The following is a 25,658-nucleotide window of genomic DNA, read 5'->3' on the forward strand; positions in this document are numbered from 1 at the left end:
AGGCCCTGCTTTCATTCCCCGGCCACGAGCCGATCACCCGACCGGGAAACCACGTTCGATCCGCAACCGAACCTCTCGGTACGACAACAGCTTCTCAGCCCAGCTCAACCCTCCGGCCACCGATCAGAAAGAACGAACCACGACATCACCCCCACCGACAAGTCGATCGTCGAGCGGACCATCCTGTCGGTCAAGACCCTGCTCGCGCAGCACCTGAAGGGCTACACCGGCGGCGACCCCGCCCACCGCGGCCGCGGTACGGCCGCGGGCCCGCTGTTCACCCTGTACGAGGCCAACGAAATCCTTCAGCAGTGGATCGTGTTCGGCTGGCAGGAGCGCGAGCACGACGAACTGCGCGACCCGCAGGTGCGCGGGCGGGCACTGACCCCGAACGAGAAGTACACCGCGTGCGTGGCCATCGCCGGCTACCTGCCGGTCCCGATGAACGCCGACCGCTACCTGAGCCTGATCGACACCACCTTCGCACCGGTCACCGACCAGGGCATCGAGATCGACCACCGCCGCTACGACAGCGACGAACTGGGCGAGTACCGGCGCACCCCCTCAGGGCTCAAACGCACCCCGAAGTGGATGATCCGCCACGACCCCTACGACCTGTCGCGAGTGTGGCTGTGCGACACCCGTGGCCCCGAGCGCCGCTGGGTCCCGGCCCTGTTCACCGACCTGCCGCTGATCGGAGGCCCGTTCACCCAGGACATGTGGGAGGCCGCCCGCCAGCAGCACCTGAGCGAGGGCGGCCGCAAGGAGGACCAGGATGCCATCGCGCGCCTGACAGCCGACCTGCTCGCCCGCGCCAGCGCCGGCCCCAAGGCGCTGCGCCCGGAACTGGTCGCCGCTCCCCCGCCCCTGCTGGCCGCCCGCCCGACCCTGCCGGGCGACCAGCTCGACCTGACCGGCCTGCCGCCGCTGGACCCCGCCACCGTGCAGCCCTTCGGCGAGTTCGACCCCGACGAGGACGAGAACTCCTACACGATCGGCCACCCCCACTTCCAGGCCATCGCCCGCCGCCCCGCCCAGCCCCGCCCGAGCAAGCCCGCAGCCGCCCCGCTCACCGTGCAGGAAGCCGCCCGCATCAAGGGCCTGGGCAACGCCGAGGACGACGACTGACCCGCCCCGCCTCACCGCATGCGTCCAATCAAAGGAAGCCGGCCCGATGATGCAACCGCCCCCGCAGGACCCCGGACCGGACGCAGAGCCGGGCCCCGGACCGGACGCAGACGCGGAGCGCAACGAGCTGCCCATTACCTTTCCCGCCTGGCACGCCTTCGCCGAACGTGAACTGGTGCGCCCCGACCTGGCACTGTGCCCGCCCGCGGGCACCACACTGCTCCCGAACCACCCCAGGATGCGCTACCACAGCAGGCTGACCGTGGTGCGCACCCCAGCCCTGGTGGAAGCACGCAAACGCGTCACCCAGCTGGTGCGGGTAGGTTCCGGGCGCGACGGGGTCCACCTGGGCCTGGTCCTGGACGGCCGCGGCGGCACCGGTAAGACCACGATCCTGCAGCAGGTGGGCCGGGCCCACCAGCGCCGCCTGCGCCGCCAGTACCCCCAGCTGGATGACACCATCCCGGTCGTCTACATCGCCCTGCCCGCCCAGAACGACCGCAACAACGCCTACAACATGTTCGTCGCGATCGCCGAGTTCCTGCAGCTGCCCACTACCGGGTCGCTCACCAGCCTGGTGGCCTCGATCCGCACGGTGATGGACCGGGCCCGCACCGAGCTGATCCTGGTCGACGAGATCCACCTGCTCGCCGACGCCGCCGACCGCGAGCACACCTCGGACCACCTCAAGACCCTCAGCGAGCGGCTGTCCGCGACGATCGTGTACGCCGGCATCGACGCCTGGAACATCATGACCTCGGGCACGCGCGGCGAGCAGATCGCCCGCCGCAACCAGCGCCTTCAGATCCGCCCGTTCAACTACACAACCGCCGAGGAGCGGGCCCTGTGGCACAGCGCGGTCGCCAGCTACGACGACGCCCTGTGCCTGTTCGACCACACCCCCGGCGAGCTGACCGCGCTCGCCGACTACCTCTACGACCGCACCCAGGGCTTCATCGGGGCCCTGTCCTACCTGGTGTGCATCGCCGCCCAGGAAGCCATCAGCGACGGCACCGAACGCATCACCCGTGACCTGCTGGAGAGCATCTACATCGACGGCGCCAGCGAGCAGGGCCACGGCGGCCACGCCGCCTGACAGCCGCCGCGCAACGAACCGAGGAGCGCCACCATGAGCAAGCCGGACACCGACTTCACGATCGTCCCCTCCACCTGCACCCAGGGGCCCGTCCACATCGTGCTGGGGGCGGACCGGGCCACCGGCTCGATCGTCCTGGGCGCGGTGACCGACCGTTCCCCCACCGCGGTGATCGAGGAGTTCCTCGCCACGCGGAAAGCGTCCTGACGGACCCTCACCGACCAGACCTCCTCCCTGCGCGGGACCGGCGGCCGGGGGCACCGGGGCGCGGCCGCGGCCGGTCGCGGTGTCACCGGCCGGGGACGATGCTGTCGGCCAGCCTGGCCCGCAGCGCGGGAACGGGCAGGTCGGCGCCGAGCAGCCGGACGAAGTCCTCCAGCCCCCAGGTGATCAACTGGCCGCTGCGGGTGAGGTAGAGGCCCACCCGGTCCAGGCCGAAGCGGTCCTCGAAATCCAGCAGCGCGTACCCGGCGAGCTGGTACACCGCGGACGGGGCGAGCCGGACCGGGTCCTTCAGAGCCTTGAAGTCCACCAGCAGGCCGCCCGCGATCAGGTCCGCGTCGGCGCCGCCCACCGCGCGCGAACCCGCGAAAGTGGGCCCGGAGTGGCAGCTGTCCCGGCTGGTTTGGGCGCGCAGCCCGGCGAGTGCGTGCTGCGCGAGGCGCACCTGCACGTCCAGGTCCCGGACCACGTAGCCGGGAACCTCCGCCAGGAGTGCGGGCAGCGTCAGGCCGGCGCCGAGGCGGGCGAGCGGGCTGGTCACGGCGAGGACGCCGCTGCGGTACACCTCCTCGAACCAGACCATTGCCACGCACAGCCGGTCCAGGCGCTCTTCGGCCGCCGCCTCCAGGAGCACGGGCCGGTCCCGGCCGTCGGGACGTTCCCGCTCCAGCAGGCTGGCCAGTTCGGCCACCAGGTCGGCGCCGACGGCCAGCAGAGCCTCGGCGGCGTCGGCACGCCGCGCCTGGGCCGCCAGCGCCGCCGTGTACTCAATGCCTCCGCGAACGGCTCCGTCCACGATGTCGCGGCAGGTGAAGGCGTAGCGCAGGCGGTGGTCGATCGCCGCGCCGATCGTGCCCCAAGCCGGCCTGGTACCCGGCGGCGCTGCAGGCTGCTGCGGCGCCGGCGCGGCACGGGCGGCTGTGCGGTAGCCGTCCATCGCGGTTCGCTGGTGGGGCAGGTGCCGGGCGGCGAACGTGGCGAACGGGCTGTCAGGCGTGCTGATCTGTGAGGTCAGGGACACGGCCACGGCCCCCTTTCCGGGGAACATGCACGAGCGGGATGCCGGATACCCCGCACGCGACAGCGCCATCGTCGCGGCCATCCCACCTCTGCCGTGATGCTTCATCAACTGCGCCACCGGCGCACGGAGGCACCCGACCGCCTGCGGCCCAAATGGTGTGCGCCGGAGCGCAGTTGACCGTCCGGCGGGAACCCGGGCGCAGATCACACCGCGCCCAGGCGGCTCAGCGTCCCCGGTGTTCACGGTAGGCGACCGACAGTGCCTGGAGATGTCTTCCGGCGGGCTTGGAGCAGGTCGTCTGTTCGGCCGGATGGCCGTGGCTGTAGGGAAAAGTACAGGCGGGCCGGATCGCCCGGGAGCTCATCAGCAGGACGCATGAGTCTGCGGCTCATGCCGGGAGCGTAACGGCCGGGTATGACAGGCAGCCTGAGGTTCCGTCAGCGTGAGGGCCGCCGAGCGGCCCAGCGCCTCCTCCAACCGCCGGACCACGCCAAGATCGCGTCCGCCGACTCCCCCACAGCTTCGGGCATCTGCCCTGCAACCGCCGCTCACCGGCCAGCTCGCGCCACCCCGCCACAGATCACCCGTACAAGATCTCCACGCCCAACCAAGATCAAAAACTCGGCAGTTGATCATCAACGCACACGACCGCAAAGGTGGGCAAAACATTACAATCGAGATCCAAGATCGCCACCGACTTCCCATGCGCGACCCGAGGTTCCTGCGACATCCCATCAGACTTGCAACATTGACCTGCAACCACTAGGGCAAATCATCCGCGATCAACCCAAAGCCCCTGACAGGCCATCACATATTGCAACTATCCGAGGAAACGATCTCCAAGATTCTTCCGGATGTATTTGAAACAGCACAGGCCAGAGATCGACTCATATCGCAAGAGCATCGGGCGGCGACACACAGAGCGAGCTGTCCGACGAGGAGCGCCAGGCGCAGCTCGCCCGCTGGTACAAGAACGCCGAGCGTCCCGCTACGGCCGCCTGGTAGCCGCCAGGGCTGCGAAGGAGTAGGCCACACCTTGCCCCGCAGCAGGTGAGTCTCCCGTGCCGGCGGAGGACGCGGGCCGCCCGCACGCCGTGCCGGGCACTCGCACACGTAACCCAGCGGGCCCGCAGCGGGCGGGCGCCCCTGAAAGGCAACAGGGTCCGGATCCTAGAAGGGTGCGGCTCTTCTGAAGTGAAGGTCGGTCAGGCGGTCAGTCTGAATCCGGCCTGGTGGGGGTGGGTGTAGAGCCGTTCGTGTTCGCGGTCGGTGTGGAATGCCCAGTAGGTGTTGAGGTCGTTGTTGGCGGTCAGGGTGCGGAGGCGGCGGACGGCGGGGCGGGCGTCGAAGACGCAGGCGACGGTGGCCATGCGTTTCCGGTTGGGTTTCTCGCCCGGCGCGAGGCGTCCACGCCTTCCCTGAGCTGCGGTTTCCTCTGCTTTGCGGCGGGTGACTTCACGCAGGGCCTCGGGCCGCATGACGATTCCCTTGCCGTCGAACTGCAGAACCAGCAGCGTCTCGCGGCCGCAGGGAACAGGAGTGCGGTCGCGGTAGAAGGCGTCGATGTCGCAGGCGGCGGCGATGACGAGTTCGGCGAGGCGGCGTTTGCCGAGGACCTTTCCGCAGCGGCGGCCGACCGCGTCGAGGGCCTGGTCGTAGGAGCCGCGGACGGCCTCGACGGCAGCCAGTCGGCGCAGGCCCATCGAATGCCGGCCAGCCGGCAGGGACAGCAGCACGTCCGCGGGATGCACGTTGCTCACGTCCGGGCCGCGGTAGGCGATCCGGCGGACGTTCACGTTTCCGAACAAGCAGGCCAGCCGTCGTTCGTGGCCCTTCTCCCGCCAGGGCATGGTCTGCCCTTCCGGCCCCACGACCTGCGCGGTTGACGCCTCCGGCGTCTTCTGTTCCTCGCGTATCGCACGCAGGTCGAGGTGGTCCTGCAGAAGTTGGCGGATCAGGTCCCGTCCTGCGGCGTCGAGATGTTCCTCCAGCTCGGCATGAGTCCACTCACCGGCCGCCCGTACCGACAGGGTGGCCGTCAGCGTCTCGAAGGCACTGACCGAGTGGGTAAACGGGTCAGGCCCGGGGCCGGCGTCGTAGTTAGAAGGAAGAGCCCTTCTTTCAGGGCGATTTGGACGATCCGGTCGCCTGTGCGCGGGGCGGGGCGAACAGTCCCGGGGTGTCCTCGTCCAGCCAGCCCCGCTCGACCAGCCGCTTCAGCTTCGAGCGGACCCCCTCGATCTTCGAGGTCTCGGCCGGCAGCCCGATCCTCGGCACGACCTGCTTCGCCCGCACCGGCCCCGGAGCATCCCGCACCACCCTGGTAGACGCGCGGCAGCACTCCCTGGTCCATGCCCGGCTGCCACTTCGGCACCGCCAGAATCCCCACCACTCGACGTTCCGCACCCGCGAACGGCGACGCCTCCACCACCGTCGGCGGCTCACCCCCGGGCCGGTCCGAAATACCGGCCGGCGTCCTCGCCAGGAGTTCGCCGGCCGTCTCACGGGTGATCACGAGCCGCGACAACCTCTCCCGCTCCACAGCCAGCCGTTCAGCCAACTCCGCCGCCTGCAACTCGAGTTCCTCCACCCGGGCCCGGGCCTCAGCCTCCTCGGCATCGATCAACTCGAACAGCGAACCCACCGGCACCGCCCCCTCTCGTCACGAGAAGACCTGCCCATTTCCACACCAACCCACGTCTCCACAGGTCAGGGCTTCCCTCGAAACGAGCCGCACCCTTCGCCGTATCACGCGGGCCTCGCGCGGCAGCACCTTTGACGCCTTCTCGATGCTCCACGCTTTCCCGCCATGCTGCTGTCCCCTCGCGCTTTCGCGTCCAGGTGAGGCGGGCGGCCCCAAGGTCAACTCCTTCCGAACCTCGGCCCCCTGCGGGGGCGATCCAGCGCCGAGTGAAACGGCGCACACTCTCACTGCATCCGGCTCTCCACAGGTTCCTGTCGTTGGTTCGATGATCTATGCGGCCCATGGTGTCGGAATGTTCAGCCCGCGCCAGCGGTAGCGGGTGACCGTCACCGAGGCGATGTTGAACAGTCCGACACCTTCCAGAACGATCTGCCGCCAGCCCATGGAGCCCTTGAACTGTCGGCGCAGAGCTGTCCACGTCATGCGTCGCCGATACGTGATCATGTTGACCACCCGCCACCACACGAACGACCGCAAGGTGTTGAACGTGTGTTTGGCGACGGCGTGCTTGAAGTAGTTGGCCCAGCCGCGAAGGATCTGGCTGATCCTCACTAGTGTCCTGCGCCGGAGATCCGTCGGCAGAAGCGGGCGAGGGAGTCGAGGATCTCCTCGGCCGTCTTGGTCCAGATGAATGGCTTGGGGTCTTCGTTCCAGTTCTTGACCCACGTGCGGATGTCGGCTTCGAGGGCCTGCACGTTCTTGTGTGCGCCACGGCGGATCATCTGGTCTGCCAGGAAGCCGAACCACCGCTCGACCTGGCTGATCCAGGAAGAGCCGGTCGGGGTGAAGTGCATCTGGAACCGAGGGTGTCTGGCCAGCCACGTCCTGATCACGGGACTCTTGTGGGTACCGTAGTTGTCACAGATCAGGTGGATCTGGAGGTGCGCAGGAACCTCCTTGTCGATCCTGATCAGGAACTTCTTGAACTCCGCTGCCCGATGCCGGCGGTGCAGTGCGCTGATGACCTCGCCGGTGGTCACGTCGAACGCGGCGAACAGGGTGGTCAGGCCGTTGCGGACGTAGTCGTGGGTCCGGCGCTCGGGCATGCCCGGCATTATCGGCAGCACCGGCTGGGACCGGTCCAGCGCCTGGATCTGGGACTTCTCGTCCACCGACAGCACCACCGCGCCTTCGGGCGGATTGAAGTACAGGCCGACGACGTCGTAGACCTTCTCCACGAACAACGGGTCTGTCGACAGCTTCAACGTATCCGAGAGATGCGGCTTGAGCTGGAACTTCCGCCAGATCCGGCCCACGGTGGACTTCGACAGGCCGCTGTGGTCGGCCATCGACCTGCGCGCGACCAGTGGGTGGCGTTCTTCGGGAGTTCCTCCAGCGTGGTGACCACGACGGCTTCCACCTGGTCAACGCTGATCGTCGGCGGCCGGCCCGGCCGGGGTTCATCAACGAGCCCGTCCAGCCGGCCTGCGAGGAACCGCCGCCGCCACTTGCGGACCGTGTCCGCGCTCACCCGCAGGTCCCGGGCGACCGCCACGATCGGCGGCACCTGCGGCCCTGCGCACGCCAGCACAATCCGCGCGCGCAGGGCCTGAGCCTGGGCCGATGTCGCCCGACGCGTCCACCGCTCCAACACCGCCCGCTCATCAACGGACAGCAGCAACGGCTCCAGCTTCGGACCCCGACGAGGAACAGACCCACCAGCAGCAGAAGACACACCACAACTAACGATCAACTACAGGCGCAGGACACTAGGCGCTCGCTCTGTTCTTCCACGGCGACTGACGAGGACGGCCTCGTCGTCAGCTCTCAGTGCGGTAGTGGGCGGCGGTCCCTGTGGCGTGCGGGTTGAGTTCGGGGCGCAGGACCAGGTCCTCGTCGTAGTCGCCGCCGTTCTGGTGGCGGAACGGCAGCGGTCCGGTGTACGGAAGGTCCTCGAGACGCTGGCGCAGGACGTTCGTGTGGAAGGCGTACGCGGCCTCGTCCACACGGTCGGCTCCGTGGACGAGCAGCGGGGGCAGGACCTCGATCCCTGCGTACCACAGCGTGCCGTGCTGGAGAGGGAAGAGCAGGTCGTTGAGCTCACCGTTGACGCCGCGAGGGCCGAGGCTCGCCTCCCGAGCACCGGCACTGACGACGACCATCGCGCGCTTACTCGCGAGCGCCCCCTCGCCGTAGCGCACTTGGCGCCCCCGGGCGTCGCGGACGCCGAAGGCGAACCCGCCGACGAAGACGCGGTCGAACCAGCCCTTGAGGATGGCCGGCATTCCGTACCACCACAACGGGAACTGCACGACGAGCGTGTCCGCCCAGGACAACTTGTCGTGTTCGACGGCGATGTCAGGGGACAACGCACCCCGTTCGAAGGCCTGCTGGGCCGCGCTGCCGACGACGAGCCGCTCGCCGTCGGGGTGGGAGAAGTCACTGGCCCTGACGACCGGGTCGAACTTCATCGCGTACAGGTCGCTGGTGCGCACCTCGTGCCCCTGGTCCAGGAGGTGTTGGACACCGTCGCGGTACAAGGAGCCGTTCAGGGAACGGGGTTCGGGGTGGGCGGTGAGCCACAGGACTTTCACTGTAGGTTCCCTTCTGGCAGATCCATGATCGTGCGCACCTACCCGGCCCGTCCTGGGGCAACCCGCCGCCGGGGCCGTCCCGGACGCGGTGACGCCGAGTCTCCGCCAGTGGCCTGGCGGGGACTCCAGGGGTGCGCGGGGTCGCGGCGCGGCCTACTTGGCCTCCACCACCTCGTCCGACAGCAGCGGATAGACCCCGTTCTCGTCGTGGTCCTCACGGCCGGTGAGGGCCGGGGTGAAGATGCACAGGAACGTGCTGTCCTCGATCGGCTTGATCGTGTGGTTGTCGGCGTCGTCCAGGATGTGGAGGGTGCCGGGCGTGATGACGTGTTCCTCGTTCTCGTCGCGGTCGACCAGAATCATCTTCCCGGAGATGCAGAAGACGGCTTCCACGTGGTTCGCGTAGCAGATGTCGGTCTCGGTTCCGGCGTACACGACGGTCTCGGAAACCGAGTACCCGAATCCATCCGAAGCCAGCAGGATGCGCTTGCTGCGCCACGCGCCGCTCGCCGCCGTGACATCGCGGTCAGTACCTTCGATCTCCGAAATCCTACGAACCTGCATAATGTTCCTCCTGATCGTTCTCGAATTCTTGGCGCTATGACAAATGAGGTGAGGTCGATAGGGCTAGCGCGTTTTCAGCGACTTCAGGAGCTCGATGTAGAGGCGGTTGAACTGGGCCCCTTTGTCCAGGTAGGCCGCCCCGACGATCGCGCTCTCCTGCAGGTACGTGACGAGGACTCCGTCACCGGGGCGTTCGAGGTCGCCGCGAACGATCTCCATGGAGTCCGCGTTCCTGAGGTTCCCCGCGATCTGGATGCGAAGTCCGAATACTTCGGTAGCCATGCTGGGGAAGTACGCGATCCGGGTCATCTTCGATCCGTATCCCAGAGACGACGCTAGCGCCTTCCCGGCGATATTGCCGGTGTCAATCGCATTTTTCCAGAATTCCATGCGGGTTAGCCTTTCTGTGCCCCACGGGTCGGGATAGCGGGCGATGTCGCCGGCTGCGAAAACGCCCTCGCACCCCAGTACGCGCATATACTCGTCGACCCGTACCCCGTCAGACAGGTCCAGGCCGTTCCCGTCCAGCCATTCCACGTTGGGAATGCTGCCGATGGCCTCGATGAAGAGCGGTCGTTCGGACGCCGCCCCGGGAGGCGACGCCGAGTGTCCGCCTCCGGAGCGCCTTCCCGAGCGGTCGCAGAGGAGCTCCTTCGCCGCCTCGCCTGTCAGCAGGGTGACGCCGTTCGCGGTGACCCAGCGTCCGAGCGCTCGCGCGACGTCCTCGCCCAGGATGTTCTCGAAGGGCCCGTGCCTCATCGCTTCGAGCATGACCACGTCGCAGCCGTACTCCTTGGCCAATGAGGCAAGTTCGCACGCGACGAACCCGGCGCCCGCGATCGTCACCACGTCTCTCCTATGGAGCTCCTGGTGGATGGAGTGCGCGTCGTCCAGGCCGCGCAGCGTCCTGTGCGCGTGCGAGGCGCACTCCTCGTCGTCGCGGGCGGCGGTCCGCGGGCGTACTCCCGAGGCGACTACCAGGCCGTCGTAGGCGAACGTTCCGCCGGTGCTCAGGTGCAGGACCCTGCCGCGCAGGTCCGCCGCCTCGACGCGGGTGCCGAGGTGCCAGTCGAGCGCGCTGGTCTCGGCCCCCTTGACCCTCAGGTCCTCGGTGATGGCCGCTCTGAGGTCGGCCGACGGCGGGTAGCGCTTCTTCGTGAGACCCGGCCGGCTGTACGTGCGGTGGGCCTCGTCCCCGAAGACGGTGATCCTGGCACCGGTTTCGCAAGTGAGGACCGATTGGGCCGCCCGCAGGCCGGCTATGCCGGAGCCGACGATGCCGATGCGCGGCGCTGCGCCAGTCATGCGGCGTCACGGTCCATGACGATCGCCTGCAAGGGGCACGAGTCGATGGCGTCCTCGATCGCGTCGAGGCTTTCCTTGTCGAACGTCTCCTGGTACGCCAGCTTCCCGTCGGCGTCGAGCTCGAAGTGATCCGGCGCCGAGATGGCGCACAGGCCGTGGTTCTGGCACTTGACCTCGTCGACAGTGATCTTCATGGTCTCCTCCGATCGGAAGCGCGGTTTAGGAACGCGAGGTGAACGTGATGGGCAGCGCAACCGCCCCCGTGTTGCCGGAGTCGGGCAGCCACTCGGCGTCCTCCCCCACGCGCAGGTCGGTCAGCCGCGTGGCCAGCGTCGAGAGGGCCACGCCGATGTCCGCACGGGCGACGAAGTGCCCAAGGCAGTGGTGCAGTCCGCCGCCGAACGCGAAGTGCGGGGAGCGCTCGGCGTCGAGGTCGATGCGGTCAGGGTCGTCGAACGCGGCCGGGTCGGTGGCCGACGTCATGGTGAAGAGGTGGAGCGTGGTCCCCTTCTCGATCGTGCGCTCCTTGTACTGGAACGTCTCCGCCGCTTCGCGCGAGATCCAGCGGCCGATCGGGTTGACGCGCAGCGCCTCCTCGACCGCCGCGGCGGAGTAGCGCTCGGGGTCTGATGCCAGCTTCTCCCACTGGTCGGGCTGCTTGGAGAACGCCTCGACGCTCAGGGCCAGTTGGTTCCGGGTCGTGTCGATGCCCGCGAAGATCAACAGGATGATGAGGTTGATGAGCTCCTTGTCGGAAAGCTTGCCCGCGTCCTCGTCCCTCGCGTCCACGAGGGTGCTCAGGATGTCGCCCTTGGGGGACTCCCTGCGGCTGCGGACCAGGGACTCGGCGTACTCGGTTAGCTCGACGATGGCCTGGTCGATCCGGGCGATGTTCTCCTGGATGGTGATGCCGAGGCCGAGGCCGATCGTAGAAGCGAGTTCGTGGATCTTCTTCCAGTCGTTCTCGTCGATGCCCAGCATCACGCACAGAATCCTGGTCGCGTACGGTGCGGCGAACCGGCTCGCGAACTCGGTGCGCCCGTCCTCGATCCACTCGTCCACCAGGCCGTCCGCCAGGTCCTGGAACTTCGCGTGCAGGGGCGCTATCCGGCGAGGCGAGAAGGCGGGGTTCACCAGGCGGCGAATCCTGTTGTGCTCGCCGCCCTCCAGCACCAGCAGGGTCTTCTGCCACCACTCGTCGAAGCGTCCTTCGACGACCCCGTGCTGAGCGGGCCACTTGGCCGATCCTTGCGTCAACAGGGGGCTCTTCAGGAGGGCGCTGCTGTCCTCGTAGCGCAGGACGGCGATGCCCCAATCCGTACGTGCGTACCAGTGGGCGTCTCGTGCCTTCCGCACCTCCTCGGAGTCCATGCGGAAGTGGGCGTTGCTGATGTCGAGGTGCAGTGTCGTGGGTTGCGTGGCCATGGCGGTCGGCTCCCAGTCGTCGGATGCGGTGCTGCTCGGACCAGTGACGGGCGGCCCGGTTCAGCCGGCGGTCAGCGGGCCGATGCGGTACAGGACCTCGTCGTGGTGGCCCTCGCTGTCGGCGAAGAGGGAGCTAGGGAAGAGCACGCGGGTCTCGACGGGGGCCAAGTGCTTCTTCGCGTACTGCTTCAGCACCATGATGATCGCCTTGTTCTCGGCGGAGACAGTGGCCTCGACGTACCGGGCGCCGTTGGCAACCTGCTGGTCGGCCGCCTCCTGGAAGAGCTTGACGCCGAGGAACGGGATGCCGTGGCGCGGGTTGACGGCGGTCTGCCACACGAAGTAGGTCTCGGGATCCTCGGGGCGGCGGTAGCCCGTGAGGAAGCCGACGAGTTCGTCGTCCACCGTCGCGACCAGCGAGCCGTCGGCGAAGTCCCGGAACCACAGGGAGTAGTAGTAGAGGCTGTTGGAGTCCAGGCCGGGAGTGTCCTCGACCATCTTCCACACGGCGGGTCCGTCCTGAGGGACCGGTGCGCGGAAGACGGCCCGCTTCTTCTCGGCAGTGTTCGGCTCCGTGGAGGCTGCAGTGGGCATGGTGATCGTCATGTCGGGTCGGGGCCTTTCTTTCGTGTGTCTCTCATGTCGGTGGCGGGCGCGGTCACGCCGTTTCGTAGACCGCGCGCTGCACGGTGCGCAGTCCCTCGTCGAGGTCGTCGGTGGTGATGGTGAGCGGGGGCAGCAGCTTCAAGACCTCGTCGTGGGCCCCGGAGGTCTCCACGAGGAGCCCGAGTTCGAAGGCGCGGCGTGCGGCGCGCCCCGCGTGCCAAGGGTCGGCGAGCTCCAGGCCCCAGGCCATCCCACGGCCGCGGTAGGCCGATCCGCTGCGGTGTGCGGCGGTGTCGTGGAGCGCGGCCTCGATGGTCTGGGCGTGCGCCAGGGTCTGCCGCTCCAGCGTGTCGTCGCTCCAGTAGGTGTTGAGGGCGGCGGTCGCGGTGACGAAGGCCGGGTTGTTGCCGCGAAAGGTGCCGTTGTGCTCGCCCGGCTCCCACACGTCGAGCTCCGCTCGGAACAGGCAGAGCGACATGGGCAGTCCGTAGCCGCTGATGGACTTGGAGACGGTGACGATGTCCGGCGTGATGCCCGCCTCCTCGAAGGAGAAGAAGGCGCCGGTGCGGCCGCAGCCCATCTGGATGTCGTCGACGATGAGCAGCATGTCGTGCCGGCGGCAGAGCTGGGCGAGGGCGTGCAGCCACTCGGCGCGGGCGACGTTGATGCCGCCCTCGCCCTGGACCGTCTCGACGATGACGGCGGCCGGCTGGTTCAGGCCCGAGCCCTGGTCCTCCAGGAGCCGCTCGAACCAGATGAAGTCCGGGGTCCTGCCGTCGAGGTAGTTGTCGAACGGCATGGGGGTACCGTGTACCAGCGGGATGCCGGCGCCGGCCCGCTTGAAGGCGTTGCCGGTCACGGCGAGCGAGCCGAGCGACATGCCGTGGAAGGCGTTCGTGAACGACACGATCGACTCGCGGCCCTTGACCTTGCGTGCCAGTTTGAGGGCGGCCTCGACGGCGTTGGTGCCGGTCGGGCCCGGGAACATGACCTTGTAGGGCAGGTCCCGCGGGCGCAGCACCGTGTTCTGGAAGTACTCGAGGAACGCGCGCTTGGCCGTGGTGGACATGTCCAGCCCGTGGGTGACGCCGTCGTGCTCCAGGTAGTCGAGCAGAGTGCGCTTGAGCACGGGATTGTTGTGGCCGTAGTTGAGGGAACCGGCCCCGGCGAAGAAGTCGAGGTACTCGTGCCCGTCCTCGTCGTAAATCCGGCTACCTTGCGCGCGGTTGAACACGGTGGGCCAGCTGCGGCAGTAGCTGCGTACCTCGGACTCCAGGGTCGTGAAGACGCTGAGGTCGGGCTGAGTGAGCGTCATGCCGCGACCTGCTCGCCCTGTGTGGCGAGGACGAAGTCGGTGAAGGTGTCCACGGAGACGAAGTCGTCCGCGTCCAGCTCCTCCGGGTCGACGACCAGGCCGATGGAGTCCTCGAGGAACATGAGCATCTCGAGCATGGTGGTGGAGTCCAGGTGCAGGTCGGCGAAGAGCTTCACGTCGCCGGTGAGACCGGTGACGGGGCGCTCCAGGACGTCGGTGAGGGCGTTCTCGAGGGCGGTGACGACGTGCTGGCGGTCCATGGTCAGTTCCTCACGTGTGTCGGGTGGTTGTCGTTCTCGGGCGTTGCTCTGGTGGGGCGTACAGGGGTCAGTGGGCCAGGCGCGCTTGGAGGGCCTCTGTGGTGACCGAGGCGCGCGGGTCCTGTTCGATCAAGGCGGCCAGCTTCTTGCGGTCGACCTTGCCGTTGCCGTTGGTGGGCAGGGCGTCGAGGCGGACGCAGCGGCGCGGGATCTTGAAGGGTTCGATGTGGTCCCGCATGCCCTCGCGCACCTGGCCGGCGGTGAGGTCCGCGACGACGGCGAGGAGCGCGGTCCGCTTGCCCTCGGGAGGCAGTACGGCGGCAGAGGTCACTCCGTCGACCCGGGTCGCGGCGGCCTCGACCTCGGTGGTGCTGAGGCGGAACCCGCGCTCCTTGTAGAGGTCGTCCCTGCGGCCGGAGAAGTAGAGGTAGCCGTCCTTGTCCTGCCAGCCGTAGTCGCCGGTGTGCAGCTCGGGGAACAGCCCCTCCGTGCGCGGGAAGCGCTCGTCGGTCAGCTCGGGGCGGCGCCAGTACCCGGCCATGACGTTGGGTCCGCGGACGACGATCTGGCCGATCTCTCCCGCGGGCAGCCGGTCTCCGTCGTCGTCGACGATGAAGACCTCGGTGCCTGGCAGCGGCAGCCCGCAGGAGCCCGGGTGGTCCAGGTCCCCATCGGGGGGCATGATCGCCGTGCGCTTGCACTCGGTGAGGCCGTACATCACCTGGATTCGCAGGTGGGGCAGGGCGGCGCGCAGCGCGGTCATGGTGGGATCGGAGAGCGCCGCACCAGTGTTGGTGAGCAGGCGTAGGCGGCTCGGCCCCCCGCTGCTGCGGCTGAGCAGCCAGGCGAGTCGGTCCGAGACGGAAGGCATGGAGGGCAGGACGGTGGCGCCCGCCTCCTCCAGGCTGCGCAGCAGCGGGGGGCCGACCTCGGCGACCGTGGCCAGGTGGAGTCGGGCGCCGCTGAGGGCCGCGAGGTAGACCTGGTAGAGGCCGTAGTCGAAGGAGAGCGGGAGCGGGCAGTAGACGACGTCGTCGCTGCGGTACTCCAGGCACTCCTGGATCGCGGTGGCGGCGAATAGCACCTGCTGGTGGGTGCCGACCACGGCCTTGGGCAGGGAGGTGGTGCCCGAGGTGTAGATCAGGCTGACAGGGTCCACGCCTAGGGCGTTCGGGCCGGCGGGGGGAGCGGCCTCGGCGATGTCCGCGTCGAGTGCCGTGCGCACGAGCTCGTCGAGCACGAGGGAGCGGACGCCGTGCTCGGCGGCGGTCCGTCCGGCGTCGAGGTCGTCGGAGACCAGCAGCGCGGGCTCGCAGTCGCGCAGGACGTGTTCCAGCGGCCCGCCGCGTACTTGCTCGTGGAGCACGCTGAAGACGGCGCCGACGCGCGAGGCGGCGTAGACCAGGATGGCGATGCCGATGCCGTCGGAGGCGGTGACGATGATCCGGTCGCCGCGCCGCAGGCCCTCGCGCCGCAGGCGGGCGGCCATGGCGGTGGTGGCGGTGGCGAATTCCCGGTAGGTGAGGCCGCGATCGCGTGAGCTCAGTGCGGCCGACTCCGGATCGCGGTCGGCGGCTCGGTCCAGTATCTCGTGCAGGAGCTGCGGAGTGCGGGGCATCAGGCCTCCTCGGCCGTGGGGGTGCGGGCGGTCGCCGTGTGTGCCCGGCGGTGGGGTACAACGGTGGTGGCGGTCGCAGCGCACACGAGTTGAGGCTCGTCGAGGACCTCGCCGGCGCTGTCGGCCTCTTCGGGGCTGGCGCGGATGACCTTGTGCGCCTCCAGCTCGACCACGCGGCGCAGTCGAGTCTGGCGCACCAGCCGTGCGCGCGCCTCGATGTAGTCGCCAGGCCTCACGGGTGCGGTGAAGCGGATGTCGCTGTACTGGGCCAGCAGTCCTTCGTCGCCGTCCGTGCGGACGGTGATCTCGGTGACGAGGTCGCCGAACAGGCGCAAGATGCGCGCACCGTCGACGAGATTGCCCCCGTAGTGAGCCTCTTCCTGGCCGACGCGTACGCGGAGGAAGGCGGTGGTCTGCGCTTCTCGCTCGTCGCGGGTACTGGTCCCGATGGTCGCGGTCACGGGAGTGTTCGGCGGCGGCACGGCGTCAAGCTCCTTCGGTGCAGTGGGTTCGGTTCGTCCGTTTCCGGCTGCTTCGCCGGTGGGGTCGTCGGCGGTCGCACCAAGGGCCTCGGGGAGGCTGATGGCGACGGCGGCTACGATGTTCTGCTTATGAGTGATGGAGACCGAGACGGATGACGGGGTCAGTTGCGCGGCTCGTCCGCGGAGGTGGACGACAGGGGCGCCGTGCGCGGTGTGTTCCACGTAAATCTCCCGTGGCGTCACACCTTGTAGGAAACCGATTCCCAGAACTTTGAGGAGGGCCTCTTTGGCGGCGAACCGACCGGCCAGGAATTCCAGGCGGCGATCTTCGCCGAGGGTCTCGGCGTGGGCTATTTCCTCCGGGGCGAAACTGAAGCGCAAGAACCAGGGTCGTTCGATGAGGCGGCGGAGTTCGGAGCGGTCGAGTACGTCCAGTCCGACTCGCGCAGCTTGCTTCGCTGCGGTTCTCATTCGGATCAGGTTCTCGTTCGGATCAGGTGTCCATACGGATCACGTGTTCAGGCGGACGCGGCGCGGAGATCGACGAGGCGCTGCTTCGCCAGCAGGTCCTCCGTCGTGTCGCGCTCCCGGATGAGGTGGGCGCGCCCGCCGTGGACGAGCACCTCGGCCGGGAAGCCGTGGCTCAGGAAGAGGCCGGGTGAGGCGGTCGGCCCGTAGGCTCCTGACCGCTCCACCGCGAGCAGGTCTCCCGGCCGTACTTCCGGCAGGCGGACCTTCTTGGCCACGACGTCGTTGGGCGTGCACAGGGGTCCGGTCACGCTGTAGGGGCGCGAGGCTCCGGCGGCCCGGTTTTCCAGGTGGCGGACCGGGAAGTTGCGCTTGACGAAGCTGCCGACGCCGACGGCTGCCATGTGATGGTTCGTGCCGCCGTCGGCCACCACGAAGCTCTCTCCCATGGACTCCTTCACGTAGCGGGCGCGGACGACGTACGTCCCGGCCGTGGCGGTGAGGAAGCGGCCCAGTTCCATGATCATCCGGCAGTCTGGGTTGCGCACCGAGAAGGGGGTGATGACCTCCGCGAGGCCGGCGCCCAGCGCATCGAGGTCCAGGTCCTCCTCGTTCTCGAAGTAGGCGACGCCGAGTCCGCCGCCGAAGTCGACGGTCTCCAGAGGGAAACCGAGCTGTCCGGCCAGGTCCTCCGCGGTGGCGAGGATGCGCCGGGTGTTCTCGACGACGTCCTCGTGGTTAAGAAACCGCGTCCCCATGTACGCGTGCACGCCCTTCACTCGGACGTTGCGGAGGGCCGCGAGGCGGTGCTTGGAACCGCGCAGTTCGGCTTCATCGATGCCGAACTGCCGGGGTTTACCGCCCATGGCCAGCCCGGACCCCTTGCTGCCGAAGGCCGGGTTCACCCGGAGGAGCACCGGGAAGTCGTCACGTCCTGCCGCTGCCAACAGCGAGTCGAGCAGGTCGAGTTCGTCCAGTGACTCGCAGACAATCGCGTGAATGTCGGCTTCGACGCACGCGGTGAGCTCCCTCTCGTCCTTGCCGGGGCCGAGGAAGATAATGTCGCCAGGGTCGACTCCCGCCCGCAGGGCGGTGGCCAGTTCGGCGTAGGAGGAGACCTCGGCTCCCGTACCGAACGAGTTCAGCAGGGCGCAGACGCTGATGTTCGGGTTCGCCTTGAGCGAATAGAAGATGTCGGCGCCGGCGGAGAGCAGGCCGCGCAACGTGCGGTACGTGTCCGCGAGGACGTCCGCGTCGTAGACGAACAGCGGGGTGCCGTACTTCTCGGCGAGATCCGCCATCGAATTTCCCTGGACACTGTTCTTCGAGGTCGTCATACGGTCACTGCCACCCGCCGTCGTCTTCGGGTGAGAGGCAAGGAATTCCCCTCTCCACCGGTGAGCTATCGGAGATGAACATTCGCTCTTTCATGACTCGCCTCTCGCTGGTTTGCTGTCCGGCGATAACGAGTCTGCGATGTTCGCAGCGGCGAGGGAAGGGCGGACGGTTGGCCTAAATGGGTCCTGACCTGTTCAGGACTGCGGTCGGATTAGTCATCCGGCCAAAGGGCCACGGCGAATCGCGACATTCTCCGGGCTGGACCGTTTGGGACACGCAAAAATGTGCATGCAGGTCCCACGCACCGCCCGGGCGCGGGCAGCGGCGGCGCGTGGCACGGGCGTCGAGAGGAGCCGGGCTCACTCCACGTCGTAGGGGTGGAGGGGCACTTCGGCCCGCCGCAGGGACCAGGCGGCCAGAGGGCTGCAGCTGGTGGTCGCGTGCTGCCAGATCCGCTTCGCCGCCGCCTCGGCCTCGTCCAGAGAGGCGGCGCGGAGGAAGAGGCTGACGACAAGGTGGGGCCGCGTCTGCGTGTGAACGGTGACGTGGTCGACGACGTCCGGCGCCGCGTCGTGGAGCGCCTGCTTGATCTCAGCGGGTGGGTGGGCATCGCCCGAGGGTGCAAGGGTGAGCTGTACGAGGTACATGAGTGGGGTGTCCTGTCCGAATGGCCATTCCCTTTCGACTCCTTGTCGATCGGCGACGTACGGGCCGTCACGGCCGGATGAGGCCCCTAGCAGCCGCGTGCAGGCCGGCCTGGAACCGGCTTCGCGCGCCGAGGTGGCCCATGAGCTTCGTGGCGATTCGGCGTGCCGTGCGGCCTGACACGCCCAGCCGCGCCGCAACGTAGTCGTCGGTGTGCCCGAGGGACAACAGCCTCAGGGCTTCCAGTTGTTGCGAACTGAGGCCCTGTTCGTCACTCGACTGGGCGCTCTCTCCCATGGGTTGGGCGGCCTGCCAAATATTCTCGAAAAGGGCGTACAGGGACGACACTACTCCAGCCGTCCGGAGGACCACCGCCCCGGCCGAGGTGTCGTCTGAGTCGACGGCGACGATGGCGATCTTCTTGTCGCAGATGATCAGGCGGTTCGGCAGCGAAGGCGCGGTGCGTATACGGCCGCCCCGTTCGACGAGCCAGTCCGCGTGCGCGACCGTGAGGGGATCGTTGCGGACGCTGTCCAGGTACACGGTGCGCATCTGCACCCCTCGCGCGAGCAGGGCGTTCGCGATCGGGCGCGAGCTGCGCAGGTTGGCCTCCGTCTGCGCTCCGCCCGGGGCGAAGGTCAGCAGCTCGTCCTGGACCTCGTTGTGAAGCGCCGCCAGGTAGTCGCGTACGGAGTCGACCCCGGTCAGGCGGTGCACCTCGCCCTTGGGACTCTCCTGGGTGAACTCCGACTTGAGCTGTAAGGCGGCGGCCTGGACCTCCTGCACGCGCTGCTGCTGGGCCGCGAGGTCGGCCCGTTCCTTGGCGAGCAGGATCTCCGCGGCGAGGTGAGGTTCCACGACGTGGAAGCTCTGAGGGTCTTCGAGGGAGTGCCGCACCAGGGCCATCTCGCCGAGGGTGTCGAGTGCTGCCCGTACGTCCTGCTCGGTCAGTTCGAGCCGGCGCACCAGCTCGGCCACGCCCTCCTGCGGATGCGCCAGCATCTCGCGGTAGACCACTTCCGCGGTGGCGTCGATTTTCAGAACGTCCAGCATGTACTTCCCTCTCTGCACCTGCGTGCGGTGGCGGGACGAGGGGGCGCGGGAGCCTGGTGGCAACGACGCCCTGTCCTCGTCGTCTACAGCGCCCGACGGTTGTCGAGCGGCAGCATTCCGAACTTGCGAGCAGCACACTGCGGCGCGGGCCGCTTCCAACGCACGAGGCAAGTCCTGGTGTTGGACGCGGTCGGGATGAACGACGACGGCGCGGCTACTCGCTTGCGACGGTCGAACACGGGGCGCTCCGGCCACCGTGCGACTGGGTCGGGCACCTCCTGACGGGGAGGGACGGCCAGGAGGCAGGAGGGCGTCGGCGTAGAACGGCGCCCGGTGCGACTTCAGCCGGCGCGGCTCGGATCCTGGCGCTTGTTGGCGAGGAAACGTGCCTTCTTCTCGCGGTTCCCGCAGGTGTTCATCTCGCACCATCTGCGCGTGGCGCCCCGACTGGTGTCGAAGAAGGCGGCCCAACACGTCGGGGACGCGCACAACGCCATCCTCCCCTCGCGCGCGCCCGAGACGATGTCGACCGCGTCGGCGGCGATCACGCTGAGGGCGTCCTCGACGGAGGCGGAACCCAGGTACCACTCCTGTTCGCCTCGGGACGAAAGGACCGCCGAGGCCTGGCCGCCCGTACTGCAGTCGTTGATGACCTGGATGGCTGCGGCGGGAGGGGGGACCTGCGTCGCGACGGCGGTGGCGGCTTCGTGGATCGCTTCACGCAGTTGCCGAGCATGCTCCAGCTGGGAATCGCTGCACGAAACGACCTTGAGCCCGTTGACCGCCAACCAGTCGACCAGCCGCTCGGGGACGGGAATGCGTTCGACGGGTTCACCGCAGCGTTCGGTGAGGGTCGCCGTGAAGCTGGTCGCCAGCACCTTGCCAAGACGGAACTCGGGGAATCGCTTGACGGACATGGAACCACCTTAGCCGGTTGCCATGTCGAGGACAAGCAAGAGAACTGCTCCAGGTGGTTCCGCGCTGCTGGAGGGCACGGCACCCCGCGTCCGCGTCTCCATGGACGGACGGTGCACTTCGCGGTCCTGATTAGGCCAAGGACGATTCAGGACACTCGAAGACCCTTTCTTTACTCTCTGCGAGCTTGCAGTATCGAAAGGGCCGGAGGACGGACCAATGAGCCGCGAGAAAAAAGGCCTTGGAATTCCGGCACCTCGCCCCGCGAGCCGATGAACTGCGCTCCTATACGGGCAGAAAAAGCCGCCGCTCCCCTGAAAAGGAGAACAGCACATGACTGTCGCTCAGCGCCCCGACCTGTATCCGACCCGAGTCCTCGGTGAGGCCGTTCCCAAGCCGCGGACGGACCCGTCGGTGTGGGGGGAGGCTCCGGGCCCGCTCGACGGCGAGCAGCTCAAGCAGTACGAGTCCAACGGCTACCTGGTCCTCGACGACCTGCTCTCCGCGCAGGAGGTGGACCTCTACCTCTCCGAACTCCGGCGCCTCGGCGAGGACCCGGCGCTGCGCGCGAGCGAGCGCGTCATCCTGGAACCGGAGTCCGACGAGGTCCGTTCCGTCTTCGAGGTCGAGAAGATCAGCGAGATCTTCGCCGAGCTGCTCCGGTCGCCCCGGCTCATGAACATCGCCCGCCAGGTACTCGACTCCGAGGTCTACATCCACCAGAGCCGGGTCAACTACAAGCCGGGGTTCGGCGGCGCCCCGTTCCACTGGCACTCCGACTTCGAGACCTGGCACTCCGAGGACGGCATGCCCCGGCCGCGCGCGTTCAGCGTCTCGATCTCCCTCACCGAGAACCACCCGTTCAACGGCCCGCTCATGGTCATGCCCGGCACCCACAAGACGTTCGTCCCCACGGTCGGGGCCACCCCGCAGGACTACCACAAGGAGTCGCTCCGCGTGGCCGCCCCCAGCGTCGGCTCCCCGGACCGCAAGCACCTGACGCGCATGGCGGAGGAGCACGGGATCGAGCAGATCACGGGTCCCGCCGGCTCCGCGGTGATGTTCGACTCCAACCTGCTGCACGGCTCCAACGGGAACCTCTCGCCGTTCGCGCGCTCGAACATCTTCATCGTCTACAACAGCGTGGAGAACACGCTGGGGGCACCCTACGCTGCGGACGCGCCGCGTCCGCAGTACCTCAGCAACCGCGAATTCCCCTACCCGCGGGGCATGTAGGGCACCCGCGCCCGTCGCCGTACAGGTGAGGCCGTGCTGGCCCCGGCCGTGGCGCCCCCTCTCCGGGCGCCGCACGGGCCGGGGCCCGGCTTGCGTAGTTGCGGCCGCCGGTCCGCCGCGGGGTCGGCCTCCGACGCGTTACTCGCGCGGCGCGCCAGGCAGGAGCGTGGAACCGGCTTGGCCGGTTGCCGTAGGAATCACGGACTGGTAGAACCGTCTTAGGTGGTTCACTTTTCGACTCGGAGACTTCATGGCGCCCTCGAAAACCAGCCCTGAGTGCCCTGCGGCCCACCGCGCGGCGCACGCACGTCCCACCGGGCTCGGAGAGAGAAGACCGACTGCGGATTTAGCAGTCCTGCCGGGCGTCGTCGCAAGGGTCCTCCCCCTGCTGCGCTCGCCGAAGAAAGCCAACTGAGACGAGGTCTGCCATGACCGGAACCGTCCTTGCTCCAGCGCGGTCCACCGCCGTGTCGAAGAAGGTCCTCTTCCTGCTGCTGCTGGTCCCCATGTTCCTGGGCGGTGTGGACTCCACCCTGTTCAACTCCATCGCCTACGACCTGCCGGTCCTGACCGACTCATGGCGCCTGTGGTTCATCGACGGGTACACGATCGCCCTCGCCTCCTGCGTCGTCCTCGGCTCGCGTCTGGGCGCACGCCTGGGTCCCGGTGTGACGCTGGCGACCGGCCTTTTCGTCTTCGCCCTCGCGGGGGCGAGTCCCGCACTGCTGGACTCGGCGACGATGTGGACAGGGAGCCGGTTCATCCAAGGCTTCGGCTACGCGCTGATCGTCTCCAGCGTCGCCTCGGTCATCGGTGGACTGCCCGAGACGTCGGAGCGCACTCTCGGCTACTCCCTGTGGATCACCACGTACGCCATCGGAGCCGGTGCAGGACCTCTGATCGGCCGGGCGTTCGTCGGCATGGACGCCTACACGATGCTCTTCTGGCTGCCCGCCGCCGTCGCCCTGGTGTGCGGGGTGCTCGCCACCGCGCTGCTGCGCGGCATCACTCTGGGACAGGCCTCGTCGACCAAGGTCGACGTCACCTCCTCCGCCCTCGCTTTCGTGGGCTTCGGACTCTTCGTGGCCGGTCTGCAGAGCCGTGGCGCCGCGTTCGGGCGCCTCCTCGCGACGGTCGCGGGCTGCCTGGTCCTGGCGGTCTTCTGCACGCGGCAGCTCCGCTCGCGCGACCCGCTTATCGACGTACGGATGCTCAGCTTCTCCCGTCTCGGCGCGCCCTCCCTTGCGCTCGTCGTGAGTTCCGCCAGCTACACGGGATCGGTCTTCCTGTTCAGCGCGGAGGCCGACTCGCTCCTGTCGATCGTGCCGGTTTCGGTCCTGGCCCTGTGGGTCTCCCTCGGCGGGTTCGCGTTCCACAAGCTCCAGGCTCGCTTCACCGCGGTGCACATGCTCCAGGTCAGCCTGGCCACCTGCGCCGTCGGCCTCATCGTGGCCGCCTTCGTCGGCCTGTGGCCCGCCAGTTTCCTGATCGGCCTCGGCGTCGGCGTCTCCATGGCCTCCGGCGACGCCTACCTGCTGGGCAGCGTCCCGCCGAAGGACGTCGCGCGCGCCGCGGCCCTCCAGGAGACGGCCCTCGCGGTGGGTGCGGCGCTGGGCGTGGCCGGCTTCGGCGGCATCTTCGCCGCCACCGGCTCGGTCGTGGGGACGGCCGTCATCACGGCGGTCATCATCGCCGTCGTCGTGGCAGCGCTGCGCTGCAACCGGGGCGTCTTCAAGGCGTAGCCCGAGCGCCTCGCGGGTCACGCGGGTGGCCACCGGTCCGCCGGTGACCACCCGCGTTCCGCGATCTACCGGCTGGCTGACGGTGTAGCGGGCGGTCTGCGTGTCGCGTCGAGCGTCACCGTCGCGTAGGACGGCGGGCCGACCGACAGCCGGTTGGTGACCAGCCGCATCGCCCATGGAGCCTCGGGTGCAAGCGTCGCCATGCGATTCCCTTTCCCCTTGCCGAACGCGGTCAGCCGGGCGGCTGCCGCCTGCACAGAATCGGTGCCCCGCACCTCTCCTGGCCAGTACCGTAGGGGTCGCGAACCGTGGCGGAAATACCACGCTCCGTATATAGAAAGCGGAGAGGGCGAAGCGTCGATGGCCAGCAGATCCGGCAATCCGCACTTGGCGCTGTGGATCTCAGCGTCCGGCTTGTCCCACGGCGAGGTCGCCCGGCGGATCGCCGTGGCGGGCAAAGCCCGAGGCCACCGCCAGATCGCACCGGACGCGACCCGCATCCGCCGCTGGATCGACGGCGAGAAGCCCCGCCCGCCAGTCCCCGCCCTGCTCGCCGACGTCCTCTCCGAGGCGGCCGGCCAGCCGCTCACTCCCGGTGATCTCGGCCTGACAGGTACCGGTGTGAATGCTGGATAGCTGGCGTCAGCAAGTACGACGGCGTCGATGTCCTGCGGGCAGGGGTCGGTGGAACACTGGCACCAGACGACGGGCTGACTGTGCGGGTCGGACGTACGACGCCCGGGCGAGACGTTGATTTCCGCGTCGGCCATCTGGGTCGCCAGCTGCAGGGCGAAGTGCTGGGCCTGGTCGCGGGTGCGGTGAATGGACACGATGCGGCGCAAAGAATGGCGTTCGATGGCGTGGGCGGTGCCGATCGCCGCAGCGCGCAGGCGCGGGAAATGCGCAAGGTCGGGCACCGCGAGGACATCGATCCGGTAGGGGGAAAGCAGCCCTTTGCGGACGAGCTCGGTTCGCGGCATGGATGACTGGATGTGCCCGAACAGCTGGTTGCCTGGCATGTCGACGCTGCCGTCGCCCACTTCCCCATCGCGGGCGGTCGGTGTGGGCAGGATCTGGGGTGTGGCGGTCAGGTACAGGCGTGCGAAGGCGGGAATGGCGTCGTCGTAGTGGATCGCCGCATAGGGGTGGTCGGCCGAGACCGGCTCGGCGGCGGTGCGGTGCGCCTCCTCGATCACCATCTGGTCCCATGGCGGGAGTTGGTGGTCCAGGTGGCTGCTGGCGATGACCTCGGCGTCATCGTGGCAGGCCACCAGAATGGCTCCGCCTTGTTGGGTGGCCATCCAGACGGCGATGTCCCGGGCGGTGGCCAGAGCGGCGGTGCTGCCCTGCCCTACCGCCACCACCTTCAAGGTGGCGATGGGGTTGTTGCAGTGCAGGCTCCAGGTTTTGATGACGTCGCGGAGAGCCGCCGCGTCGGGGACCAGGAGGAGGGTCTTCGCCGTGGGCTGTGCCTGGCTGAGGCCGCTGGCCGCCACGGTGGTCTTGCCGCCCCCGGCCGGCATGGCGAGGGTGAGGCGCCGTCCGCCGTCGCGCAGCACCTGCTCGAGTCCGTGCGGCCAGGACCGCCCCGCCAGCCAGACGGCAGGAGTGGGGGCTTCGTGCACAGTGCGGGCGTTGGCGGAGGTGTAGGAGGATCCGGTGCGGTCGGCCCGCCGACGGGCGCTGCTCTTGCGGGCGTGATCCTTGGGCATGACATGACCTCGAGTCCCGCCGCGCGCTGCCCCATGACCACGGCGCGGCGTCGAGTGACATGCGGGCAGTGGTGAAGCCTGCTGCACACCGTGCAGCTCGCGCATTTGATGCAGCCTCGCCGGAACTTGGTCCGGGCACCTTCGCCGCGAAAACAAGGGGCCGTTCATGGGCCGGCCCCTAGGGTGTGTCTGACAATGATCATGTCGCTGGTTGGCGGAGCCAGAGGATGAGTGAGGCGAGTTGGAGTCCGGCTCGGTAGCGGGTGGCG

General features: G+C 68.4%; 23 protein-coding genes and 3 pseudogenes. 5 read left to right on the forward strand and 21 right to left on the reverse strand.

All coding sequences use genetic code 11. The features are described from left to right. The 3 genes from ACIRQP_RS39665 to ACIRQP_RS39675 all read left to right on the forward strand — a co-directional run. Positions 1-1,128 (forward strand): Mu transposase C-terminal domain-containing protein (locus ACIRQP_RS39665; protein WP_403899922.1); only part of this gene is annotated, 1,128 nt, incomplete at its 5' end. Positions 1,129-1,174: 46 nt separating this feature from the next. After that, positions 1,175-2,224, forward strand: coding sequence for a TniB family NTP-binding protein (locus ACIRQP_RS39670; RefSeq protein WP_403899924.1), 1,050 nt, complete (start codon positions 1,175-1,177; stop codon positions 2,222-2,224). 33 nt (positions 2,225-2,257) lie between these two features. Continuing rightward, positions 2,258-2,431: a hypothetical protein gene (locus ACIRQP_RS39675; protein WP_403899926.1), complete on the forward strand. Its 174-nt coding sequence runs from the start codon at positions 2,258-2,260 to the stop codon at positions 2,429-2,431. 82 nt (positions 2,432-2,513) lie between these two features. On the opposite strand, the gene ACIRQP_RS39680 is transcribed toward ACIRQP_RS39675, so the two are convergent. The 20 genes and pseudogenes from ACIRQP_RS39680 to ACIRQP_RS39775 form a co-directional block, all read right to left on the reverse strand. After that, entirely contained in the window at positions 2,514-3,467 is a 954-nt protein-coding gene (locus tag ACIRQP_RS39680; protein WP_403899928.1) for a hypothetical protein, read from the reverse strand. A 1,227-nt stretch (positions 3,468-4,694) separates the two neighbouring features. Beyond that, positions 4,695-5,566 (reverse strand): annotated as a pseudogene (locus tag ACIRQP_RS39685) (ISKra4 family transposase); the annotation flags it as partial. Between the two features lie 22 nt (positions 5,567-5,588). After that, entirely contained in the window at positions 5,589-5,783 is a 195-nt protein-coding gene (locus ACIRQP_RS39690) for a hypothetical protein (RefSeq protein WP_403899930.1), read from the reverse strand. A 658-nt stretch (positions 5,784-6,441) separates the two neighbouring features. Beyond that, positions 6,442-6,723, reverse strand: a complete 282-nt coding sequence (locus ACIRQP_RS39695) for a group II intron maturase-specific domain-containing protein (protein WP_403899932.1) — start codon at positions 6,721-6,723, stop codon at positions 6,442-6,444. Then, positions 6,723-7,846, reverse strand: a pseudogene (locus tag ACIRQP_RS39700) (IS630 family transposase). The gene ACIRQP_RS39695 and the pseudogene ACIRQP_RS39700 overlap by 1 nt, the downstream one beginning before the upstream one ends. Positions 7,847-7,931: 85 nt before the next feature. Continuing rightward, positions 7,932-8,705, reverse strand: a complete 774-nt coding sequence (locus ACIRQP_RS39705) for an NAD(P)H-dependent oxidoreductase (RefSeq protein WP_403899934.1) — start codon at positions 8,703-8,705, stop codon at positions 7,932-7,934. A gap of 153 nt (positions 8,706-8,858) precedes the next feature. Further along, the gene (locus ACIRQP_RS39710; RefSeq protein ID WP_356228694.1) at positions 8,859-9,269 is read right to left on the reverse strand and encodes an ectoine synthase; all 411 of its coding nucleotides are present in this window, start codon (positions 9,267-9,269) and stop codon (positions 8,859-8,861) included. Positions 9,270-9,332: 63 nt separating this feature from the next. Further along, positions 9,333-10,574, reverse strand: coding sequence for an NAD(P)/FAD-dependent oxidoreductase (locus ACIRQP_RS39715; RefSeq protein WP_403899937.1), 1,242 nt, complete (start codon positions 10,572-10,574; stop codon positions 9,333-9,335). Further along, the gene (locus ACIRQP_RS39720; protein ID WP_403899939.1) at positions 10,571-10,768 is read right to left on the reverse strand and encodes a ferredoxin; all 198 of its coding nucleotides are present in this window, start codon (positions 10,766-10,768) and stop codon (positions 10,571-10,573) included. Before ACIRQP_RS39720 ends, ACIRQP_RS39715 begins: the two co-directional genes overlap by 4 nt. 25 nt (positions 10,769-10,793) lie before the next feature. Then, positions 10,794-11,999, reverse strand: coding sequence for a cytochrome P450 (locus ACIRQP_RS39725; RefSeq protein ID WP_403899941.1), 1,206 nt, complete (start codon positions 11,997-11,999; stop codon positions 10,794-10,796). 60 nt (positions 12,000-12,059) lie between these two features. Continuing rightward, positions 12,060-12,593 carry a diaminobutyrate acetyltransferase gene (gene ectA, locus ACIRQP_RS39730; protein WP_403899943.1) on the reverse strand — a complete coding sequence of 178 codons (534 nt, stop codon included), beginning with the start codon at positions 12,591-12,593 and terminating at the stop codon, positions 12,060-12,062. Between the two features lie 64 nt (positions 12,594-12,657). Beyond that, a complete protein-coding gene (ectB, locus tag ACIRQP_RS39735; RefSeq protein WP_403899945.1) occupies positions 12,658-13,920 on the reverse strand; it encodes a diaminobutyrate--2-oxoglutarate transaminase in 1,263 nt (420 codons plus the stop codon). Beyond that, positions 13,917-14,180 carry an acyl carrier protein gene (locus ACIRQP_RS39740; RefSeq protein WP_099918042.1) on the reverse strand — a complete coding sequence of 88 codons (264 nt, stop codon included), beginning with the start codon at positions 14,178-14,180 and terminating at the stop codon, positions 13,917-13,919. The genes ectB and ACIRQP_RS39740 overlap by 4 nt, the downstream gene beginning before the upstream one ends. A 67-nt stretch (positions 14,181-14,247) precedes the next feature. Beyond that, positions 14,248-15,798, reverse strand: a complete 1,551-nt coding sequence (locus ACIRQP_RS39745; RefSeq protein WP_403899947.1) for a class I adenylate-forming enzyme family protein — start codon at positions 15,796-15,798, stop codon at positions 14,248-14,250. Next, positions 15,798-16,247 (reverse strand): hotdog domain-containing protein, encoded by a 450-nt coding sequence (locus tag ACIRQP_RS39750; RefSeq protein WP_401836304.1) that lies wholly within the window; start codon positions 16,245-16,247, stop codon positions 15,798-15,800. Before ACIRQP_RS39750 ends, ACIRQP_RS39745 begins: the two co-directional genes overlap by 1 nt. A 144-nt stretch (positions 16,248-16,391) precedes the next feature. Beyond that, positions 16,392-16,751 (reverse strand): annotated as a pseudogene (locus ACIRQP_RS39755) (holo-ACP synthase); the annotation flags it as partial. Positions 16,752-16,798: 47 nt separating this feature from the next. Then, on the reverse strand, positions 16,799-18,049 hold the full coding sequence (locus ACIRQP_RS39760) for a diaminopimelate decarboxylase (protein WP_403899949.1): 1,251 nt from the start codon (positions 18,047-18,049) through the stop codon (positions 16,799-16,801). A gap of 396 nt (positions 18,050-18,445) precedes the next feature. After that, complete coding sequence (locus tag ACIRQP_RS39765; RefSeq protein ID WP_046914743.1) at positions 18,446-18,733, reverse strand: hypothetical protein; 288 nt, start codon at positions 18,731-18,733, stop codon at positions 18,446-18,448. A 67-nt stretch (positions 18,734-18,800) separates the two neighbouring features. Then, a complete protein-coding gene (locus ACIRQP_RS39770) occupies positions 18,801-19,784 on the reverse strand; it encodes a helix-turn-helix transcriptional regulator (RefSeq protein ID WP_403899952.1) in 984 nt (327 codons plus the stop codon). Between the two features lie 341 nt (positions 19,785-20,125). Then, positions 20,126-20,701 (reverse strand): CGNR zinc finger domain-containing protein, encoded by a 576-nt coding sequence (locus ACIRQP_RS39775; protein ID WP_403899954.1) that lies wholly within the window; start codon positions 20,699-20,701, stop codon positions 20,126-20,128. Positions 20,702-21,032: 331 nt separating this feature from the next. Here ACIRQP_RS39775 and thpD point away from each other — a divergent pair, with 331 nt between their 5' ends. Further along, positions 21,033-21,935 (forward strand): ectoine hydroxylase, encoded by a 903-nt coding sequence (gene thpD / locus ACIRQP_RS39780; protein ID WP_403899956.1) that lies wholly within the window; start codon positions 21,033-21,035, stop codon positions 21,933-21,935. Between the two features lie 428 nt (positions 21,936-22,363). After that, the gene (locus tag ACIRQP_RS39785; RefSeq protein ID WP_403899958.1) at positions 22,364-23,677 is read left to right on the forward strand and encodes an MFS transporter; all 1,314 of its coding nucleotides are present in this window, start codon (positions 22,364-22,366) and stop codon (positions 23,675-23,677) included. 65 nt (positions 23,678-23,742) lie between these two features. Here ACIRQP_RS39785 and ACIRQP_RS39790 read toward each other — a convergent pair whose 3' ends face one another. Then, positions 23,743-25,236: a DEAD/DEAH box helicase family protein gene (locus tag ACIRQP_RS39790; protein ID WP_403899960.1), complete on the reverse strand. Its 1,494-nt coding sequence runs from the start codon at positions 25,234-25,236 to the stop codon at positions 23,743-23,745. Positions 25,237-25,658: the final 422 nt, after the last annotated feature.

The sequence above is a fragment of the Streptomyces sp. NPDC102274 genome (assembly GCF_044766385.1).
Taxonomy (GTDB): domain Bacteria; phylum Actinomycetota; class Actinomycetes; order Streptomycetales; family Streptomycetaceae; genus Streptomyces.

Bases quoted from the DNA above. Each gene is read 5' to 3' on its own strand.
- ACIRQP_RS39670 (WP_403899924.1), top strand. From the start codon at position 1,175: ATGATGCAACCGCCCCCGCAGGACCCCGGACCGGACGCAGAGCCGGGC.
- ACIRQP_RS39675 (WP_403899926.1), top strand. From the start codon at position 2,258: ATGAGCAAGCCGGACACCGACTTCACGATCGTCCCCTCCACCTGCACC.
- ACIRQP_RS39710 (WP_356228694.1), bottom strand. From the start codon at position 9,269: ATGCAGGTTCGTAGGATTTCGGAGATCGAAGGTACTGACCGCGATGTC.
- ACIRQP_RS39715 (WP_403899937.1), bottom strand. From the start codon at position 10,574: ATGACTGGCGCAGCGCCGCGCATCGGCATCGTCGGCTCCGGCATAGCC.
- ACIRQP_RS39720 (WP_403899939.1), bottom strand. From the start codon at position 10,768: ATGAAGATCACTGTCGACGAGGTCAAGTGCCAGAACCACGGCCTGTGC.
- ACIRQP_RS39725 (WP_403899941.1), bottom strand. From the start codon at position 11,999: ATGGCCACGCAACCCACGACACTGCACCTCGACATCAGCAACGCCCAC.
- ectA (WP_403899943.1), bottom strand. From the start codon at position 12,593: ATGCCCACTGCAGCCTCCACGGAGCCGAACACTGCCGAGAAGAAGCGG.
- ectB (WP_403899945.1), bottom strand. From the start codon at position 13,920: ATGACGCTCACTCAGCCCGACCTCAGCGTCTTCACGACCCTGGAGTCC.
- ACIRQP_RS39740 (WP_099918042.1), bottom strand. From the start codon at position 14,180: ATGGACCGCCAGCACGTCGTCACCGCCCTCGAGAACGCCCTCACCGAC.
- ACIRQP_RS39745 (WP_403899947.1), bottom strand. From the start codon at position 15,798: ATGCCCCGCACTCCGCAGCTCCTGCACGAGATACTGGACCGAGCCGCC.
- ACIRQP_RS39760 (WP_403899949.1), bottom strand. From the start codon at position 18,049: ATGGCGGATCTCGCCGAGAAGTACGGCACCCCGCTGTTCGTCTACGAC.
- ACIRQP_RS39765 (WP_046914743.1), bottom strand. From the start codon at position 18,733: ATGTACCTCGTACAGCTCACCCTTGCACCCTCGGGCGATGCCCACCCA.
- ACIRQP_RS39770 (WP_403899952.1), bottom strand. From the start codon at position 19,784: ATGCTGGACGTTCTGAAAATCGACGCCACCGCGGAAGTGGTCTACCGC.
- ACIRQP_RS39775 (WP_403899954.1), bottom strand. From the start codon at position 20,701: ATGTCCGTCAAGCGATTCCCCGAGTTCCGTCTTGGCAAGGTGCTGGCG.
- thpD (WP_403899956.1), top strand. From the start codon at position 21,033: ATGACTGTCGCTCAGCGCCCCGACCTGTATCCGACCCGAGTCCTCGGT.
- ACIRQP_RS39785 (WP_403899958.1), top strand. From the start codon at position 22,364: ATGACCGGAACCGTCCTTGCTCCAGCGCGGTCCACCGCCGTGTCGAAG.